13 protein-coding genes are annotated in these 20,992 nt (G+C 47.9%); 4 read left to right on the top strand and 9 right to left on the bottom strand.

The annotated features are described in order from the left end of the window. Window positions 1-22: 22 nt before the first annotated feature. Window positions 23-1,993, bottom strand: coding sequence for a dipeptidyl-peptidase 3 family protein (locus JHU38_RS01485; RefSeq protein ID WP_107582455.1), 1,971 nt, complete (start codon window positions 1,991-1,993; stop codon window positions 23-25). A gap of 5 nt (window positions 1,994-1,998) precedes the next feature. Continuing rightward, window positions 1,999-2,469 (bottom strand): helix-turn-helix domain-containing protein, encoded by a 471-nt coding sequence (locus JHU38_RS01490; RefSeq protein WP_107583114.1) that lies wholly within the window; start codon window positions 2,467-2,469, stop codon window positions 1,999-2,001. A 542-nt stretch (window positions 2,470-3,011) separates the two neighbouring features. On the opposite strand from JHU38_RS01490, the gene JHU38_RS01495 reads away from it, so the two are divergent. The 3 genes from JHU38_RS01495 to JHU38_RS01505 all read left to right on the top strand — a co-directional run bounded on the left by JHU38_RS01495 (window position 3,012) and on the right by JHU38_RS01505 (window position 6,583). Further along, window positions 3,012-3,530: a KdsC family phosphatase gene (locus JHU38_RS01495; protein WP_107582453.1), complete on the top strand. Its 519-nt coding sequence runs from the start codon at window positions 3,012-3,014 to the stop codon at window positions 3,528-3,530. A 72-nt stretch (window positions 3,531-3,602) separates the two neighbouring features. After that, entirely contained in the window at window positions 3,603-4,172 is a 570-nt protein-coding gene (locus tag JHU38_RS01500) for a Maf-like protein (protein ID WP_107582452.1), read from the top strand. Between the two features lie 32 nt (window positions 4,173-4,204). Continuing rightward, window positions 4,205-6,583 carry a TonB-dependent receptor gene (locus JHU38_RS01505; RefSeq protein ID WP_107582451.1) on the top strand — a complete coding sequence of 793 codons (2,379 nt, stop codon included), beginning with the start codon at window positions 4,205-4,207 and terminating at the stop codon, window positions 6,581-6,583. Between the two features lie 75 nt (window positions 6,584-6,658). Here JHU38_RS01505 and JHU38_RS01510 read toward each other — a convergent pair whose 3' ends face one another. The 6 genes from JHU38_RS01510 to JHU38_RS01535 form a co-directional block, all read right to left on the bottom strand. Beyond that, entirely contained in the window at window positions 6,659-6,856 is a 198-nt protein-coding gene (locus JHU38_RS01510; protein ID WP_107582450.1) for a toxin PIN, read from the bottom strand. A 140-nt stretch (window positions 6,857-6,996) separates the two neighbouring features. Beyond that, window positions 6,997-12,618: a filamentous hemagglutinin gene (locus tag JHU38_RS12360; protein WP_232369797.1), complete on the bottom strand. Its 5,622-nt coding sequence runs from the start codon at window positions 12,616-12,618 to the stop codon at window positions 6,997-6,999. A gap of 589 nt (window positions 12,619-13,207) precedes the next feature. Further along, the gene (locus JHU38_RS01520) at window positions 13,208-13,378 is read right to left on the bottom strand and encodes a toxin PIN (RefSeq protein WP_107582448.1); all 171 of its coding nucleotides are present in this window, start codon (window positions 13,376-13,378) and stop codon (window positions 13,208-13,210) included. 234 nt (window positions 13,379-13,612) lie between these two features. Next, window positions 13,613-15,220, bottom strand: a complete 1,608-nt coding sequence (locus JHU38_RS01525; RefSeq protein WP_107583111.1) for a hypothetical protein — start codon at window positions 15,218-15,220, stop codon at window positions 13,613-13,615. Between the two features lie 1,092 nt (window positions 15,221-16,312). Next, a complete protein-coding gene (locus JHU38_RS01530) occupies window positions 16,313-17,947 on the bottom strand; it encodes an OmpP1/FadL family transporter (protein WP_107583109.1) in 1,635 nt (544 codons plus the stop codon). Between the two features lie 43 nt (window positions 17,948-17,990). Further along, window positions 17,991-18,962: a hypothetical protein gene (locus JHU38_RS01535; protein WP_107582447.1), complete on the bottom strand. Its 972-nt coding sequence runs from the start codon at window positions 18,960-18,962 to the stop codon at window positions 17,991-17,993. 149 nt (window positions 18,963-19,111) lie between these two features. Here JHU38_RS01535 and prmA point away from each other — a divergent pair, with 149 nt between their 5' ends. After that, the gene (gene prmA, locus JHU38_RS01540) at window positions 19,112-19,984 is read left to right on the top strand and encodes a 50S ribosomal protein L11 methyltransferase (RefSeq protein ID WP_107582446.1); all 873 of its coding nucleotides are present in this window, start codon (window positions 19,112-19,114) and stop codon (window positions 19,982-19,984) included. On the opposite strand, the gene JHU38_RS01545 is transcribed toward prmA, so the two are convergent. Next, entirely contained in the window at window positions 19,959-20,900 is a 942-nt protein-coding gene (locus tag JHU38_RS01545) for an esterase-like activity of phytase family protein (protein WP_107582445.1), read from the bottom strand. The two genes, prmA and JHU38_RS01545, sit on opposite strands and share 26 nt — an antisense overlap. Between the last annotated feature and the right edge of the window lie 92 nt (window positions 20,901-20,992).

A 20,992-nucleotide genomic window follows, 5' to 3' on the forward strand; every position in this document is an offset into this window, starting at 1 on the left:
TTTTTGATTTCACACGCTTGGGCTATAGAATCCCATATTCTTCACCATAACGCAACATCTGCTGCGTATAAGTTTCGGTATAGTCGACACGCACGTCCGTGATTTCTCCTTTCGCGTCCTTCACCGGCGTAAACTTAGGATTAATAAATCCCTCATAAGGCGCGATACGCAATTTCCCATAGCGGGCCAACACTTCTTCATGAAGCTCGGAATCAACTTGTATTCCATAGGTTTCTACCAATAGTCGTGCTGCCGCGAAATCGCCTTCACTCTTCACACGCTGAATTTCGGCCAAAAGTCGCGCAAACAAACCACGCAAGCCCGCATAGTCGGTAATGGTGATATAATGTTTGCCATCGATATTCGACAACGAAACGATTCCTTTGCCATGCGACAGCACCCAACGCCCGATCAGTGCACGGTTTTGCATGTGCGACTCTTCAATACGCTCTCCCGGTTTGATACGAACCAGCTGTGTAATAACGCCATTCATCAAATAGGTATAATACTGGCTTTTATAGGCTTCGTCGTCGGGAAGAAGGCCCAATTCCACCAGTTTGGCGTCGGCCATATAATAAAGGCCGAACAGATCGGCCCTGGCTTCCTCGATCGTATTGCCGTAATGTTTCAGCGCGTTGGGGTCCGTACCCGGAAGCAACTGCCCGCTTCCATGTCCCAGACACTCATGCAGGTCGGTATGGAGATCATCGCAGACATCGCCATAACGCTTTATAATGTCCAGCGTAGAGCCGTCGACGACAAACTCCTCCAACATCCCCGAGTTTCTCGAAGCCTCATGATAAGCCTCTGTCAGGTTGAAAATGCTGACGCTTTTAGACCCATGCACGGCCCGAATCCAGTCGGCATTGGGCAGATTAATGCCGATCGCTGAAGAAGGATATTCGTCTCCGCCCAACATGGCCGCACAGACAACATTGGCAATAACACCCTTGACCTTCTTCTTACGGAAACGACTGTCTATCGGCGAATGGTCTTCAAACCACTGCGCGTTCTCGCTAATGCGGCGCGCCCTCGCCGTAGCTTCAAGATTTTTATATTCGACAATACCTTCCCAGGAGCCTTTCAAGCCGAGAGGATCACCATAGACTTCAATAAATCCGTTGATGAAATCAACCTCTCCGTCTGTCGCTTTCAACCATTCGATCGAATATTGATCGAAGTCGGACAAATCTCCTGTCGTATAATACTTTATAAGCTGACGAATAACGGTTTTCTGCTGATCCGTCTCAGCGTAATCCACGGCTCTTTCAAGCCAATAAATAATCTTTTCGATTACCTTTGAATAACGGCCGTCGCGTGCGTAAACCTCTTCCTCAAGTTTACCGTTTCGCTTGATCAACCGCGAATTTAGTCCCCATGAAGGTTGACTGTTCGCGCGCTCCGGATGTTTTTTCACATAAGACTCGGATTGCTTCCGATAGAATGCTTCTACCTCGGCTTGGGTCACGTCTTCGTAATAATTACAAGCGGATGTCAGGACCAAATCATCCCCATCGGCCTTATTGACCCGCTTCGGCAAATAGTCTTTATCAAAAATAACTTTCAGCAGGCATGAGAGCAACTGTCGCCGAGTCTGCCCTTCCGCCAATGGGAGCTCCTCGTCGCTCAGTTCTTCAAACGCGGAGATAAAAAAAGATTTTGAAAACGCGGGCCGGAATTTATCACAAGAGTAATGGTGATAGATACCATTCGCGAACCATATTTGCCGCAAGTATGTTTCAAAAGCCAGGAATTCGGTGTTAGAGCGATCTCCCGAATAATCGCGGTATAGCTTCTCGAGCGTCTTCCGAATCACGATATTATAAGCACCAAATTGGTCGGTCGTGATATCACGACCGACCAGCGTAGCCTTAGCAAGGTAATATATGAATATTTTATTCTTCAGCGAAAGCCTGTCAAATCCCTGAAGATGATAGCGCAACATCTGGATATCGGCAAACCGCGTGTCAGAGCCGGTTGATAATATATCCATAAATCCTATTTCTTTTTTAAGTTTTTAGGTTTCCGTCCCCGCTTCTTGGGTTTCGGCTCTTCCGCTACCATGTGCATGACCTTATAATCACGCGGAGTACAACCGTTGATTTTAAAGAACGAAGCGTAGAAAGACTGTCTGTTGGAGAAGCCCACAATGTCGGAAATGTCCTCCATGTTCAAGTCTTTATAGCGACGGTCGGCTAAAAGAGACATGGCCTCTTCAATTCGATACTTGTTGACAAAAGCCGTGTAGTTCGTATGAAAGCGCACGTTTACGACGGCCGAGATATAACGTGTATTCGTGCCAAGGTCCTCGGCCAGTCGCTTGGCAGAGTAATCCTTGTCTTTATACTTCTTCTGAATCAAGATCAAGTCGAGTATCTTCTCTTTAAGTTGATCCATCAATGTGGGACTGATCAGGGTGCGGTAGACCGCGTCTTTCTCTTTTTTTTCGACGATATTATACTTTGCCATAGCCATAGTGTTTAGGAATCCCGACTATTATTTTGCAAATATAAATAAAAATGATTTACCTGTCAAGTATTTCCTTAAATATTTTTCATAAAAAAAAGCCCTCCCGAATGGACATGAAATAGCTCAAAAAGGATGATAAAAAAGGGATGGAATCGCGTTTTTTGCGGAAATAATCGTCCATTTTCACGCTTTTAGACGTTCAAAAAGGTGTTTTGTGCGTCCTAAAAGGCCACTTTTACACTGTAAAAGCAGCCTTCTTGCAAGCCAAAAGCAGCCCTTTTACCGTGCAAAAGGGCTGCTTTTGTCTGACCGTTTCAGTAGGACCGGCCCATGAAAAATCCTAAAACGCTGTCAATAAGCATGTTAGCTAAATCGCGATTTTTTCGCGTTTTTTGTCCCAAAATACGCAACGAGCGATTCAACGCCATTCTTTACAAGCAATTTGTAAAGATGTTTGACGAATTAATTTGTAAGAATTTATTTGTAAGAATTCATGCGCTTAATTTGTATTTTATAATTAACTTTGCAGAAAAAGATCGCCCATGATAAATTACAACCTGTCAAAGATCAAGGCCGTCATTTTTGATGTAGACGGCGTTCTCTCTGCCGAGACCATCGTATTGGCCGCCGATGGCGAACCGCTCCGTACCGTGAATATCAAAGACGGCTATGCCATTCAGCTCGCGGTGAAGAAGGGTTTGCGCGTTGCTATCCTGACAGGTGGGCGGACGGAAGCCGTCAGAACGCGCTACGAAGGGCTGGGCGTCACGGATATCTACATGGGGTGCGCCGTCAAAATCAACACCTACGAAGCGTTCAGGCAGAAATACCGTCTTAACGACAACGAGATTCTGTATGTAGGCGACGACATTCCCGACTTTGAAGTAATGAAAAAGGCAGGCTGCGCGTGTTGTCCTGCCGACGCGTGCCCCGACATCAAGCGAATCTGCCGTTATGTCAGCGATCGGAAAGGAGGCCACGGAGTCGGACGCGACATCATCGAACAGGTGATGAGAGCACAGGGGAAATGGTTGACGGACAGCGAGGCTTTCGGCTGGTAAAGTTTCTGTTCTGCCGATTTTATAATTAATTGTCTACAATATATTTAGCCATTATTGCTATACCGAGTGTTTATGAATTTCAAGCAGATAATTTTAGCGAGCAACTCTCCAAGAAGAAAAGAACTGCTGGCGGGCTTGGATATCGATTTCACCATCAGCGTCAAACCCGATATCGACGAAACTTATCCCCCCAATCTGGCGCCACGGGAGGTGCCCGTGTATCTCGCGCGAAAGAAAGCCCAAGCCTATATGGACGAACTGGATCATCAGGAATTGCTGATAACGGCCGACACGGTCGTCATTGTCGGCGACGAAATCCTGGGGAAACCGTGCGACGACGACGAAGCCAAGCGTATGCTCACGCTTCTGAGCGGCAAAACACACTTGGTAACAACGGGTGTCTGCCTGGCTACCCTGCGGAAGACACGGACCTTCAGCGTCACGACCCAAGTAACTTTCAAAGAGTTGACAGCCGACGAGATTAACTATTATATTTTAAAATATCGCCCGTTTGACAAGGCCGGCGCCTATGGCATACAGGAATGGATCGGATATATCGGAGTGACAAACTTGGAAGGAAGTTTCTATAATGTCATGGGACTTCCCGTGCAAAGAATCTATCAGGAAATGCAATCATTTTAAACAACGGTCTACGCAAATTGGCGGATTATCCTATGAGAAGACTTCAATTATTGTCAGTTATGCTGCTGTTCGGCCTGCAGACCGCCTTTGCCCAGCATTTTGTACTCCGGGGGAAAGTTGTCGACGAAGACCGGAACGCATTGGAATTTGTTACCGTCGCCGTCGCAAGCCAAGGCAAGGTCACCATGACGACACTGCGTGGAGAGTATAAGCTCAACTTGGAGTCGGCCGACAGTGTTGTCGTTAAATTCTCATTAATCGGGTATAGGGCCAAAACACGGGTGTTGCGCAGGCCGCAGGGCAATCAGACGCTGCAGGTGGTACTGCAACAGCATAATTCCTTAGACGAGGTTGTCGTTGAAGGGCAGCGGAAACAGACTACACAGAGCCAAGAGCTTAAAACGAAAGATATCAGACAGCTGCCGACTGTTTCGGGAAACGCGGTAGAGGAACTGATCCAGACACAGCCGGGCGTCAGTTCGCACGACGAGTTGTCGTCACAATACAATGTCAGGGGAGGCTCATTCAACGAGAATGTCGTATTTATCAACGGGCTCGAAATCTATCGCCCGTTCCTTGTAAGATCGGGCCAACAGGAAGGACTGAGCGTCATCAATCCCTACATGGTAGACCAAATCCATTTTTCAACGGGTGGATATGGGGTGAAATATGGTGACCAGATGTCCTCGGCATTGGATATCACCTACAAGACACTGAAGCCCCGGCAGTTTGAAGCCAGCTTTGTAGGTAGCTTACTGGGAGCCGATGCCTATATAGGTTTTGCCACAAAAAGCCTGACTTGGCTTAATAGTATAAGGTATAAGACCAATCGCTATTTGCTCGGCTCACTCGATAGCAAAGGAGAATATAAGCCCAACCACTTTGATTATCAAACCTATCTGAGATACACGCCCAACAAACACTGGGAGATCAGTGTGATAGGCAATATCAACGACAGCCGTTACACGTTTATTCCCAAAAGCAGGTCGACGACTTATGGCACCGCCGATAACGCCCTTAACTTCAAAGTTTATTTCAACGGTAAAGAGAAAGACTTATTTACCACCTACTTCGGCAGTATCGATATTACCCGTCTCCTTACCAAGAACACCAAGCTCTCTCTCCTCGCCTCGGCCTACTCCACACATGAGCAAGAAACTTACGACATAGAAGGACAATACTGGCTGAACCAGGCGAATAATACCGATAACCTGGCTGTCGGGACTTATTTCGAGCATTCAAGGGATTACCTGAACGCCCATGTAGAAACCGTGAAGCTCATGTTTCGACATAAGCCGGCAAAACACGACTTGGAAGCGGCCCTGCTCTACAAGCGAGAACACATTGACGAGAACTATAATGAATATGAAATGCGGGATTCGGCAGGATATATCATCCCGCATACGGGCAAAGATCTTCACATGATCTACGCGCTCAAGAGCAAGCAAACGCTCAACACCGGCCGAACGGAAGCCTATCTTCAAGATATTTATCGTTTTACCAACGCGAGTCAAACGTCTTTCTTTACGTTGAGCTATGGGGTCAGAATGAGCCATTGGGACTTCAACAAGGAAACGATCGTGAGCCCCCGATTGTCACTCGCCTACACGCCTTCGTTTTCGACCAACAGCGTATTTCGTATAACCACCGGAATGTATTACCAGGCACCTTTCTATAAGGAGCTGAGAGACACCGTGCTCACGGATGGCGTGACACGTGTCAACCTGAACAAGAAAATCAAGAGTCAACGATCTATCCACCTGATTCTGGGCTACGAGCACAATTTCATGATCAACAGGCAGAAATATAAGTTCTCGGCCGAAGCCTATTATAAGGCTTTGAGCAATCTTGTTCCCTACACGGTAGACAACATGAAGGTGGTCTATACCGGGAAAAATCAAGGAAACGGACACGTAATGGGACTCGATTTTAAGTTATATGGAGAGTTTGTGCCCGGAACAGACTCCTGGATCAGCCTGTCGCTCATGGACACCCGTATGCGGCTAAATGGAAAAAGCGTGCTGTTGCCAACAGACCAACGCTACGCCGTAAATTTATTCTTTACGGATTACTTTCCCACAACAGACCGATGGAAAGCCAGCTTGAAACTTGTTTTCGCCGATGGACTTCCTTTTTTCGCGCCGCATCGCGAGTTTAACGAGAGCATTTTCCGTGCCTCCGCGTACAAGAGAGTCGACCTCGGTGTCAGCTACAGGCTCTACAATCACGAAGCCCGGAGCAAGAAATCTATTCTTAAGAATGTTTGGTTAAGCATAGAAGGGCTTAACCTGTTTGGCGTGAACAATGTCAACAGCTATTATTGGATAACGGATATCAGCAACATCCAATACGCGATCCCTAACTTCTTAACGGGACGCCGTTTCAATACGAAAATCAGATTCGACTTTTAACCGCCTGAGAGCATGTTTTTTTTAAAATCATCGGGGCGCGCTCCTGTTATGGAACGCGCCCCGATGAAAAGTGATTTAATTGTCCCACAGCGAGGAAGAGGAACGGTCAGAGTTGCTCTCTTCCTCGTCGTCGTCACCAAAGATGTTACCCTTCGACAGTGCAGGCCCCGTTGCGGGGTCTTCGCTGATGGGCACGTCGGTGGACCCGGCAAGAACGCAGTTTTCTAACTCGATGCGTTGCGCTTTGATTTCAGGCTTGATGTACCTTTTCATTTTGTTTGAATGTTTATAAAAGTTGGTTTGAATGTTTATAAAAATTGATTGAGAACCGTCATGGCGTGGGGCGTGATTGCCCGTTTCCCCGTGGGATTCGGAACGTGATGAATCACGCTCCTACGCCTGACGGATTGTTTTTACTTCACGACAACCTTGCGGCCGTTGACAATGTAAACGCCGGCGGGCAGTTGATGGCGTGCGTTGTCGTCGAGGCGGTCGGCCACGCGGCGGCCCTGGAGGTCGTACACCGGACCGTCCGCACCCGTCGTGCCGTCCGTCACGCCGTCAATGCCGGTGGTCTCGCCGTCGAGGATGATGGAGAGCGTCTTGGCAGCAGAGGCTTTCGGACAAACGACATAGGCGCGATAGCAGGGAACCGTGGCGGCGGGGTGCTCGGTCGTCACCTTGTGGAAGAGGCCGTCGTCCTGCAGGATGTAGGCGTTGGCGGCTGCTGCCGTGGCATTGTCTATGTCGGTGACAGTGCCCACGAAGCGGTACTTACCGGCCGGGGTTGTCAGAGCGGCGGCGTTGAAGGCTTTCACCTGCAGGTTCTCTCCGCCGAGCTGTGGCGTTCCGTTGACCGTGATGAGATAAGGCTTGTAGGCTTCGAGCTTATCCTTCATGTCCTTGAAACTGACTGCGCTGTTGTTGCCGCCCGAGAGGGTGTGGGCATCGAAACTTCCGTTACGAGGCAGCTCGTAAGGCAGACACACCGTGGCTTTCGCTGTGGTGATGGTGCGGTTGTAGGTTGCCTTAGCGGCGATGAAGTCGAGCCCGATAGACAGCGGTGTGCCGTCGGTGAGGCGGAAGTCGTCGCACGTCCAGCGCTTGTTCGTCGCGTCGTAGTAGACGTAGTTGGTCTTGCCCTTGTCGGCAGCATTGTAGAAATTGAGCATGTCGCCCAACTGCTGTGCCCAGTAGCACTTGTCGGTGCGGTTGTTCTGCAACTTATAAGCCACATAGCCGTTCTTCAGCTGGTCCTTGGTTACCTGCTTGCCCTGCGCTGTGCCGCAGGCGTTGAGGTAGTAGCAGTTGTTGAGAGTATTAGGATGATCGCAGAATGTGTCTGCCCATTCTCTACCATTGTTGGTGCCGATGTAGAGGCAGTTGTTGAAGTGGCAATTGCCTAACTGGAAATAAACGAACCCGGAAAGACCTTGTCTGCCCTCGTAGGTCGTGGAGTGCATCTTTCCTTTGACGATACAGTCGTTAAAGGTAACGCTGGAGTTTGATTTCACAGATTGAACCATGCCTGCCACTGAAGATGAGACACTATTATCGCTGGTAGTGAGATTCACCTCGCTTATGCAGCTGGAAATGGTGTTGTTTGTGCCATAAACGTCGTCGATCAGTCCTGATATACCAAATCTCTTTGACGTGATCTGTCCTTTGGTGCGCAGATTCTTGATGGTGACGTCTTTAACACAACTGAATGGGGATACTAATTTGTTGTCGCTGGCATCCCAGTTGACAGTGAGCGAATATCCCTGTCCGTCGAATGTGCCGGAATACTCAACATTCTCTTTTCCTGCCATTACGATGTCGGTTTCGAGGTCTACATCCTTCATCAGCTTGGCATTAAGTTTGTTGTTTCCGTTATTCACGAGCTTGCAGAATGCCGCCCAGTCTTCTTTCGTGGCAATCTCGAAGTAGTTGTTTTCGATTACGGTTACAACCACGGTGCGATCGCTATCAATGGTGGTGGAAGCCGTGAAGTCGTCCTCGAATACGAGCGCGTAGACCTTGTTGGAATCGTAGGCTGTGCCTAAGAGTTCCTTTTCGTCAGGTAGCTCGCCGAAGATTGCCTTGCCGCTGTTGGCGTAGCGTGCAGCGGCTACTTTGCCGTTGTAGGTGAAGCCTACCTGATATATATGCTTCGCTGCGATGTCGGTAGGCTGCGGCTCGTTGTCTTTGCCGAGCTCCTGTCCCCAGATGTTTCCGTCGCGCTTGTTCTGAAGCAGATAAGCCACCTCGCCGCTCTTGAGCTGCTCCTCGGTTACCTTCGTGCCCTGTGTGTCGCCGCAGGCGTTGAGGTAGTAGCAGTTGTTGGTGGTGGCGTTGTAGGTGAAAGTGTTGCTGCCGGCGGTGGCGTTGTTCGTGCCGAGGTAGAGGCAGTTGTTAAAGGTGCATTTGCCGTTCTGGTTATATACGAACCCTGCCATTCCTTTCCTGCCTGCATCCTTGGCGTTGATCGAGCCCTTGACGAGGCAGTCGGTGAAGGTAACTTTGGCTTCGCCGCCTACCCATTGAATCATACCTGCCGCACTGCATGCGTCTGTGCTATAGCCACACGTGATGTCCACATCGCTGACGCAGCCCGAGACGGTGACCGTGCCATAAGCATTCTGAATCAATCCGGCATGACCTTTTCCGTCAGACTTGATAGATCCTTTGACGCGCAGCTTATTGATGGTGCAGCCGTCCACACTGTAGAATGGAGATTTCCAGTGGGCTGTCCCGGCATCCCAGTTGAGCGTCAGCGTATGTCCCTGTCCGTCGAACGTGCCGGAATACATGTGAACGCCATCTCCTATCGTCTTGATGTCCCCTCCGAGGTCGACGTCCGCTGTCATCTTGGCGTCGACGGCGTTCTGTCCGTTGCTCACGATGTCGCAGAACTCTTTCCAGTCAGCCTTCGAGGCGATTTCGTAGTAGTCCTTTTCGGTGGGATTGATGTCCACGGTGCGGTCGTTGTAGATGAGAACGGAAGCATTGAAGTTATTGCCAAAGGCGAAGGTGTAATAATGGTGCTCATTGTATTCGCTGTCCATGATGTCCTTTGCGATAAAGGTTGGCATGCCGCCGAAGATTGCCTTGCCGGGGTTGGCGTAGCGTGAAGCTTTCACCTTGCCCTTATATGCGAAGTCAATCTTGTAGACTTTCTTTGCCTTATCGGCAGTAGGCAGCGGCTCGTTCTCCTTGCCGATCTCCTGTCCCCAGAACTGCGTGTTGCGATTACTTTGCAGCAGTCGTGCCACCTCGCCGCTCTTGAGTTGCTCCTTAGTTACCTGCTTGCCCTGTGCTGTGCCGCAGGCGTTGAGGTAGTAGCAGTTCGTGAGGGTGGCTTTGTCGGCGAAGGTGTTGCTTCTTGTCGTGGCGTTGTTCTCGCCTGCGTAGAGGCAGTTGGTCATCTTGCAGGTGCCATACTGACCATATACAAATCCGCCCATGCCTTCCTTGCCATTTTCGGTCGTGGCGTGGAACTTTCCCTTGACGATACAGTCAGTGAACTCAGCACTGGCACCGCTGGTTACATGGTGAACCATGCCCGCAGCGTCGCATCCTGAACTTAGACTATATCTGCTCGTGAGATTCACATTGCTGACGCAGCCCGAGATGGTGGTTACGCCCTCCAAGGAATAAATCAATCCTGACAACCCGTAAGTGTTTGAGTTGATAGAACCTTCGGTGCGCAGGTTCTTGATGGTGGCGCTATTCACATTCTGAAAAAGTGCTAATTGTCTGGATGAACTACTATTCCAGTTGAGCGTCAGCGTATGTTCCTGTCCGTCGAACGTGCCTGAATACTTGTGATCACCAGCTCCCGCCATCACGATTTCATCGCCAAGGTTGACGTTCGCTGTCATCTTGGCATCGAGCTTGGTTTGTCCGCCGTTGACGATGTTGCAGAACTCCTTCCAATTCTCCTTTGATGCGATTGCGTAGTAGTCATTTTTGTTGATAATGACACGCACGGTGCGGTCGCTATTGACGGTGGTGGAAGCCGAGAAGCCCTCAAAGCTGATTCCGGTGTAATAATGGTGTTCGTTGTAGTCGCTGCCCATGATGTCCTTTGCGGTAAGGGTGGGCAGTGAGCCGTAGATGGCTTTGCCGTGGGTGGCATAGCGTGTGGCTTTCACCTGATCGTTGTAGGTGAAGTCCACCTTACGGACCCGCTTCGCGTCGTTGCCGGTGAGCAGCGGGGCGTTGTCGGTGCCGAGCGTCTGTCCCCACATCTGCGTGTCTCTGCCGGCTTGCAGCTTATAAGCCACCTCGCCGTTCTTCAGCTGGTCGATGGTTACCCTCGTGCCATACGTTGCGCCACAGTCGTTGAGGTAGTAGCAGTTGTTGATGGTGGATTTGTAGGCGAAGGTGTAGCCTCCGGCGGCGTTGTTCGTGCCGGTGTATAGGCAGTTGTTAAAGGTGCAGTTGCCTCTCTGATCGTAAACAAAGCCTGCCATTCCTTTCGTGCCTATCTCCGTCGTGGCTTTGAGCGTTCCCTTGACGAGGCAGTCGTTAATGGAAACATGGGCATCGCTGCTTATATATTGAATCAGACCTGCCGATGCGCATCCGCCATCGGAACTGCCACTGGTGATGTCCACCTCGCTGGTGCAGCCCGAGACGGTGGTATTGCCATAGACGTTCAGAATCAATCCGGAGAGACCTTTTCCTTTGGACTTGATATACCCGTTGACGCGTAGGTTTTTGATAGTGGCTCCATTCATCGTATGGAAAGGTGCCATCCAGCCGTCGCCGCCATCCCAGCCGAGCGTGAGCGTGTGGTTCTGTCCGTCGAACGTGCCGGAGTAACGGTTGCCCAACATCGTGATGTCTCCACCGAGGTCAATGTCGGCTTCGAGCTTAGCGTTGAGATTGGTCATGCCCTTTTCGTTCACGCTCTTGCAGAACAGCCTCCACTCGTCGGCGTTCCTGATAAGCACTGTGCCGTTTTGATCACTGCGCAACACGATGAAGGTATGCGACAGAGATGACGCCTCGTAGTAATCGTTCTGTTCTTGCTTTAGGGTGATAGTGGCTTCGCCCGACGTACCGTGGAATTGTAGATCGCGGTTAGCAACGCTAAGGACATCGGGTCTTGTGCTCGTTACGCTGAACTGCGGATTGCTTTCATCGAAATTTCTTTGGCTGTAACTGTTTTGTAAATCGATTAAGCCGTATACCCCATATAACGTGTAATGCTTGCCAGTTAAAATCACGCTGGGGATGTCTTTGTGGGGAGTGAATGTTACGCGCTCGCGTCTCACATTGATCGTCGTGCTGCACTCCGCTTTAGCATAGTCGTTATTAGGATCGTAAGTGATGGTAAGCGTTCCTTGTCCAGGCTGCTTTATTTGCATACCTCCGCCCACGAGCAGTGTCGCAATTTTATTGTTGCTCAGATGGTACCTGATATTTTTACCGTTGTGTCCACCGGCGTCGGCCTTGGGAGTCAGCGCGTATGGCAGAACGCCCATAAAAGAGTAGTAGTCATACTGTTCCTGCGTGAATTTCGGTTTGGCTAACTTGACGTAACGTACCGTGATGCGGCGTGCCTTAAACTGTCCCTTGTTCGACATCTTGTGCCCCTCGATGTATATCCACGCCGAGCCCGAGTCGAAGCTGGAGAACACGATGTTGTTGTCGTCGGGCTGCGAGCCGGAGTCTTTTTGGAAAAACATGTTGTAATGAGTGCCTGGGGCTGTTTCATACATACCTATGCGGTTGAGTCCGCCCTCGTCCCAGTCGTCACCTCCTTCGGTGTCTTCCATGACAACCTCGCGGATGCGGTAACTTTCCTCCGGCACGCTGATGAGAACTCCCGAGCCTTTTGCCAATTCATAGATATTGCCGCTATGGGAAGTATAACATTTATAGAAATGGACGGATACGGGACCCTTCTTGAGGTCGCGGACCCTCGTACCCTTGGGCGATTCCGTGGAGTTGAATAATACAGACTCCACCGCCCATACTCCCATTGTGGAAGCCATGAACATCAGAAGAAGGCAGAGCCTCTTAATAATAATAGAATGTTTCATGTTGATAAAATTAAATTAAACATTATGTTTTTAAATATTAGTTTTTTAGTTTTTATTATTCTCTGTCCGCCTGCGATGCAGATGCCATTCGGCTGTCGTTCTGTCATTTGCTGCAGTGCATGCCCAAGTATGACAAGTCTGCCGTCGTTTGCCGGGGCGTTTGTCGAGCTTCGGCATTTAACATCCGTTACGCCTTGACGCTTTTCGAGCTTCGGCATTTAACATCTGTTATGCCTTGACGTTTGCCGAACTCCGGCATTTAACATCCGTTATGTCTTGACGTTTTCCGAACTCCGGCATTTAACATCCGTTATGTCTTGACGTTTTCCGAACCTCGGCAAGGCTGTAGGCGTTTGTCGTTTTCACCTTATTATATGTATATAGGGTTGCGGCAACCGTAGGGGCGTGATTTATCACGTTCCGCCTCCGTCTGATGTCATTTTAATAGGAATCATTGTCATTCGTCATTGTTTTATGAATGCGGAACGTGATTTATCACGCCTCTACGCCATTCGGGTTGCTTGTTTCCGGATGGAGCGGAACGTGATAAATCACGCCCATACGCTGCACCCGGATAATAAAGAGAGAGTTATTCGTCCCACACCGAGGACGAACGGCTCGTGCCGGTCGGTTCGTCGTCGTCGCCAAAGAGGTTAAGACCCTTCGACAGTGCCGGACCTGTTGCGGGGTCTTCGCTGATAGGCACGTCGATGGAGCCTGCGAGGATGCAGTTTTCCAACTCAATGAGTTGTGATTTCATTTCTGGTTTGATGTACTTTTCATTTTGTTTGAATGTTTAAAAATTGATTTTAATGTTTATAAATTTATTGAGAACCGTGTCGTCAGCCGTCGGGGCGTGATTTATCACGTTCCGCCTGTCGTGGCGTCAGCCGTTGGCGTCGGGTTCATTGTCATGGCGTGGGGCGCGATTGTTTGTGTCTCCCCGTGTGGAGCGGAACGTGATGAATCACGCCCCTACGCCTGACGGATGTTTTTACTTCACGACTACCTTGCGTCCGCCGACGATGTAAACGCCTGCTGGCAGCTGGCGACGTGCGTTGTCGTCGAGGCGGTCAGCCATGCGGCGACCCTGCAGGTCATATACCGGACCGTCTGTGACTGTCGTGCCGTCCGTCATGCCGTCGATGCCGGTGGTCTCGCCTTCGAAGACGATGGAGAGCTGCTTGGCGCCTCGAAAGCCGTGGACGATATAAGCATGATAGGGAGGAACCACGACGGCGGGATTGCCGGCCGTCACCTTGTGGAACAGGCCGTCGTCCTGCAGGATGTAGGCGTTGGCGCCGGCTGCCGTGGCGTTGTCCATGCCGGATATCGTACCCCTGAAGACATGATTGTTGACGATCGTCACCATGGCATCGGGGTCGAAAAGTTTCACCTGTATATTCTCGCCGCCGAGCTGTGGCGTGCCGTCGGCTGTGAGCAGGTAAGGCTTGTATGCCTCGATCTTGTCTGTTGCTTCCTTGAAGTAGACTTTGCCGTTGTTGCCGCCCGAGAATTTGTAGACCTTGAAGCCGTTACGAGGCAGCTCGTAGGGCAGGCACACTGTAGCTTTTCCTGCGGTGAAGTCGCGCTCGTAGGTCGCTTTGGCGGCGGTGAAGTCGAGTCCGATGGGCTGCGGCTTGTCGTCGGTGATGCGGAAGTCGTCGCACGCCCAGCGCTTTTTCGCCGCGTCGTAATACACGTAGTTCGTCTTTGCCTTGTCGGCTTCGCTGTAGAGGTCCGGCATGTCGCCCAGCACCTGCGCCCAGTAGCACCGGTCGGTGCGGTCGGCCTGCAGGAGCTTGGCCACGTAGCCGCTCTTCAGTTGTTCTGCGGTTATCGGCGCGCCCTGCGCATTGCCGCAGGCGTTGAGGTAATAACAGTTCTTGAGGTTGGCGTTCTTGCCGAAGGTGTAGCTAAATTCGTGGGTGGCGTTGTTCGTGCCGAGGTAGATGCAGTTGTTCAGGGTGCAGGTACCAAACTGTTGGTATATAAATCCGCCCATTCCTTGCTTGCCGCTCTGCATCGTGGCGTCGAACATTCCCTTGACGAGGCAGTCGGTAAAGTCAATTCTGGCATCCTTGTTTACATGGTGAACCATGCCCGCCACTCTGCATGGCCCATCTTTATAGTTGCTCGTGAGAGTCACGTCGCTGGCGCAACCGGAGATGGTGTTTGTGCCAAACGCGGCAAAAACCAATCCGGACAGAAAGCTTCCGCTCGACGTGATCCGCCCTTTGGTGTGCAGGTTGCGGATGGTGGCGCCATTCACATACTGAATGGGGGCTATCCCATCGGCTGATCCGGTGTTCCAGTCGATCGTCAGTGTATGTCCCTGTCCGTCGAACGTGCCGGAATACTTTTGGCTACCCGAGCCCACCATCGTTAAGTTCGACCCAAGGTCGATGTCGGCCGTCAGCTTGGCATTAAGGGCAGTCTCGCCACTTTTTACGCGTTTGCAGAACTCCTGCCAGTTATCCTTCGTTGCGATGTTGAAGTAGTTGCCCTCGTTGTCCGAGGCGCTTTCCGCCTCTGCCGGCGCTACCAGCACCAGGGCGAAGAGAAAGAGGCCGAGCCTCTGAGTGATAATTGAATGTTTCATCTTAAATTTGAACATTGAAACTTTGAAATAATTTTAAATAATTAAATAATTAAATATTGAGATTAAAATTTGAAATTAAACATTGGGGGGCTGAAATTGAAATGTGAAGTTTGAAATTAAACATTAAAATGTGAGAACTATCTTTTCGTTGTATCATCTTTCCTGACATCCTCCGATCTTTTTCGCTGTTGTGCGTGCCACATTCCTGTCTGCTGAAATTCGCATGCCGGATGATCATCTTTCGGGCAATTCCGCAAGAAACATTTATGCAAGAACCGCAAAAGACTATACAAAAATAATAAAAAGCGAGTTGTAAATTTGAGGTTTTTTAATAGAAAGATTGTTTTTATGGCATTATTGCACCTTAAAAACCTTAATATCCCCCTAAAATCGCTTAATAAGAAGCTTGATAAAGGGGAAAATAAAGACGTATTTTGCAAATCTTGTTGTAAAAGCGATACGTGCGTAGACATAAAGACGTGTTTTCTAATGTTTTTTTTGACATAAAGACATAAAGACATAGGACATATTTTTCTTTTCAGTTAGTGCACCCTCCCTTCGGGAGGGCCGGGGTAGGTTTTCTTTATGTCTTTACCCTGAATAATCTTTACATACACCATTCAAAAAGTGGCATTATTTTGAAAAAGAAAAGACTTGGGCGCAAATAAGCGATTGTAGAGCAAGTTTATAAAACGCTGGTTATCAACATGTTGTGCTTTTAAAGGTGTTTGCCCCTCGCTTTTTTACCCTTAATAGCTATGCTTTTAGGCCGTAATCGCTATGCTTTGAGCCGATAAAAGCATAGCTTTGGGCATAAAAAGGTGCAGAAATCGAAAAAGCGAAGGGATTTTTCAGCGTTCCGGCAGTTAGATGACATGTTGCGGAAGTGTTAAAATAATGCGATTTTTTCTGACAAAATCACGGAGTCAGGATGGAGATTTCATCACTTGCAAACTTATCCCCACAAATGATCAGGTGAGCCCAAATAATCCCATATTTGTTTATACGGAACTGCCCCCCGAAAGTTTCTTGTTTAACTTTCGGGGGGCAGCCATACGCAACTCCACGAAGGAGAGTATATCATGCAATCAATTAAAACTTATATCCAAGTGTTACTAGTAATTGATGACGCTTATTGCTGACTTTAGACGCGGTAGGAAGATTGTCTTCTATTGACGGACTCGGGTCTTTGGGATTATCATAATATGCCATGAACGGGTAGAAATCTCCATTGGTCATACTATACTGATAGGCCAAATCCGCAAAGAATTTCTTAAACGTATAACCGATACCCGCAGTGATTCTGTTGGTGCTCTTCCAATTCGTATAGTTTGTGGATGTAGCATTGGCTGAACCTTGTGAGAGGAGCGAACCGTCTCTATAACCGTCTTTGCTGAACATCGGAGACACATAATTGTAACCCAGTCTGACTGCGACATCGGGCATGGCCTTAAATTCAACACCCAGTTTAAGCGTAGAAACACTCTTTAACGTGTTTTTGGTATGTTCGTTCATTGTCTGATCGGAAGAACTCGAATCGTAATAGTTATAACCGCCGATGTATGGGTCGTAGTCGTAATATCCTCCGTCAATTACACGATTATCCATCGTACTGTAATCAGCATACTCATACGTAGCTCCTAACGCCAACTGATTCCCAACGGTATGACCTAAACTCAATCCAAACTTCCATGGCGTGTATAATTTGTATTCCAGAGACGTTGAATTATTTTGCGTACCATTGTTAGGTCCCATTTTCTCATCCGTATCTTTCAAGCCATTAAGGTAGACCGAGGCGTTGCCTTTCATTGTCAGATTATACCAAGTGGGTGTGTGCACATAGGCGCCGATACGAAATGGGGAGCTTTCTATCGGGCGAAAAATCGCGCCGATTTTAATGTCACAACCGGTGCCGGTTATCTCCAGATTCTCTTCCGAGCCGGCGATGGCGTTATTTACAAGGTTTTCTCCATAGGTACTGGCACTCTTATAATGCACATCATGAAGGCCGACCGTCAGTCCAAGATAAACTCTGTCATGAATGTTGCCACTTAGATTGAAATCATACTCGCCGATATAGCCACTCTGGTATTGCCCAAACAGATAATCGGAAGCATTCATATAGGCGTATTCATCAACCGGTTGGCCTTTTTCATCTACATTGCGATATTGTAAGAGCCGACTATAGCCGGCATCTACGGCGTTCCACATATAGTTAGCCATCTCTTTGTTCTTCAGACTTACGCCATAAGCATACTTTCTTACCGTTTGTTTATTTTGAGACGCGTAACTCAGTTGGTTTGCCGCAGTAAGTAATTGGTCAAAATTCCGGCTTTTGTGATAATTGAAAGCCACATTCAGATACGAGTTGCTCGGCATTCTTGTTGTCCATACAAATCCTAATTGATCAAAACTTAGATTTGTCTTATCGCCGTTAATAGTCAAATCAGACCCCCGGAAGGATATTTTGTTTTTCGCATCCTGTTGTGTAACGAGCCCTCCCGACAACGTTAGCTGCGATTTGCGAAACAAACCGATGCCTGCGGGGTTTGAACTTATGGTTGAAATATCCGCGCCTAACGCTTCCATGGCGCCTCCCATGCCCACGTATCGGGCTGTTCCGTTCAGGTCGTTGTCGACCATCTTGGTATCCTGATATGTTTCCTGCGCCGTCATGGGAATGGCTACCATCCCTAATATGGCTAATGATATTATTGTTTTATTCATAATCATATTCTCTTAAATTCAAATTATACTCTTCGAATGGAATTTAACGATGGCCAAAACGTCCGCCGCCACCTCCGAAACTACCACCACTGCGTGCGCCTCCCGTACTGCCGCCGCCAAAGCTTCCACCTCCGCGTGAGCCAAAGCCCCCACTCAACGGGAATGACGATTCCGGAGTATAGCTGCGAGTTGGCGTGTTGTTTCTTCCGGAGAATGTACCGTTGTGTCCTCGGTAGACATTCGAACTTCTGTCATTATTCGGTGTATAGCCGCGCGAACGGAAAGTGCCGTCTTCTACGCGTGATGAAAATGTCCGCCCTTTTGAGCTTTGTCTATTATAGCTATCAGCTCTGTTTCCGAAAGAATAGCTGTGCCATCCAGCCGGACGATTGGACTGAGTAACCGTTACATAGTGATGTGGCCAATAACCGCCACCCCAGTAGCCGCCATAATAATATGGATACCCCCAGCCATAACCATACCATCCGGGATAATACCATGGATCATACCATCCATAGTAGCCCGCCCAATTGTTATACCATGGCGTGTACCAAGGATTATAGGCATATCCGTAATATCTGTATCGATAATATGGATAATTCATGTAGTATGGGTAAAACCACGGATCATAGAAACCGTCCCACATACGCATACGCGTGGAATATCGAAAATCATCGGCGTCTTCTACCATCGTGTCGTAATATCTCCCTACAAACGTTGTATCAATATACATTGAATCAGGATAAAGTCCATTACCCTTTCTGAATTCAATAATATCATTCCCTTTTGTGTCGGTTCCGATCTTCTGGTAGTGACTCCAATACTTCCCTCTCCTATTATATTCGTCAACATCTCTTTTGCTACCCACATAATAGGCAGACTTTTGATCAATCCGTCCATAGGAGCGTTCTGCTTCGGCAGTCTTCTTTGGGACAAAGTAGACGTCATCGTCCTGTGCAATCATGCTTAATGGCAAAACTCCAAACAGGGCTAAGCATAAAATCATTCTTTTCATAATTGTGCCTCCTTTATTGTTTTAACTTTTTAATCTTATGTTGCAAATGTATATCTATGTTTATTACAAAAGTAAGGATTTTCCCTAATCTTATATAGGATTATCCCTATTTTTTATATATTTGCAAACATAATTAACAGCATTGTAAAATGAAATATCTCAGCTACCGATTCCGGTTCAAATGCAGTGATGAGCGACTGCAACCTTCAAAAGATATTCTGATGGATTTATCAGCAGATTGTGGTTTTGAATCTTTTGAAGATAAAAATGGCGAATATATAGGCTATGTGCAAGAAAATCTTATTGATGAAGCGGCATTAGATCGGTTGATAGCCGATTTCCCGATTCCTGACGTCAAGATATCCTACGTTAAATCCGAAGTTCAGGACCAAAACTGGAACTATGTTTGGGAGCAGCAAGGATTTGAGCCGATAAATATTGACGACAGGGTTATCGTGTTCGACGCGAAAAAGAATATTGTCAATCCACCACGACCAGACAGTATCTTAATAGGAATTGATGCCGTACAAGCCTTTGGAACAGGCACGCATCAGACCACTCAAATGATGATCAAAATGCTGGTTGGTATGGATCTTACGGGTAAGTCTGTTTTGGATTGCGGCTGTGGCACCGGGATTCTCTGTTTGGTAGCTTCCAAACTTGGAGCAGAAAGAGTTATAGGCTTTGATATTGACGAATGGAGTGTCAATAATACGATTCACAACGCCAAGATCAATGGAGTCAACAATGTCTCCGTATTACATGGGGATGCCGGTGTAATCAGCCATATCAGTGGTTGCTTTGATTACGTACTCGCTAATATCAACAGGAATATCCTGCTCAATGACATGCCGAAATATGTAGAAGTGATGACCGGACAATCCTATCTGATTGTCAGTGGATTTTATTTAGAAGATATTCCTTTGCTTTTGGAAAAGGCAGAATCATTGAAGTTGGCCGAAATCAAACGTTTTCAACAAGACCATTGGGCGTGTCTTATTCTTCAACGACAATTGAATTAAAGTAGTCTTTCAACATTCCTTTATAGCCGGCCTGTGAGTCCGATACCAAAATGATAGATTGTCTGTTTCCTGACAATCTGGGTCCCAAGCACATTCCTTCGTAATTGGCAAAAGAGCGCTTTGTCAGGTTTAGACGCGTGGTCCAGCCGGCAATCAATGTCTTTTGTGTATATCCTATCGTATCTCCCGTATTGATCAACTTGGTATAGTAGATTTTACAGTCCGCGTGTGAGCCAATTTTCAGTTTGGGAATGCAAATCTCACGCTGCAGAACCAAGCATGTCGTATCGCTTAAACCACAAATTTCGCTAATACCAATTAAACAGCTGTTACTCTGCTTGTTATCTATTTCAAATCTGTATATACCTTTCTTTTTGAAACACTGGTCGAAAGTTGTGATGTAACAGGGCGACGATTCGTTGGCAACAAAGATCGTTTGCCCGTCCGGTGTGCATGATAATGCCTCCAATCCTAAGTTATTCGGCAGTTGGCGATACACTTGTGGCAGTTCTAAACGCCGTTCGGAATAGTTGCCTAATGTATCATATATCAGCACTTGATTGTCTGCTTCACCACTTATTAAAATCGAATTTGACGCTTTGTGGTAGGCAATCCCCTCTGAATCGCGATTGCCAAAGGTGTTTCCTCTAAATTCTTTTCTTTCTACATTTTCAATCCGACCGGTAATGGAATCCATTTTTATCTCGAAAATATAAAATCCGTCTTTAGGCGATTTATCGTCTACGACGGCATATCTTTGGCCTCCGAGATAGGCGATTCCGCTATAGTTGGCATGCGGTACCGTATGTGGAAACGACCGTTGACGACCAATCGAGTGAATACGGATTTGTGACATGGCCTGTTGGTGATACATTACTGTTGTAAGATAAACGAAGAAGAGTATTAATCGATACATTTCTTTTCATATTTCTGAAGGCAAAGTTACGTATAAATAAGTAACTGATCAAAATTAAGCGACATGTTTAGAGAAGTTTATACGCAACCCTT

Source organism: Prevotella illustrans (assembly GCF_017426725.1).
Lineage (GTDB): Bacteria > Bacteroidota > Bacteroidia > Bacteroidales > Bacteroidaceae > Prevotella > Prevotella illustrans.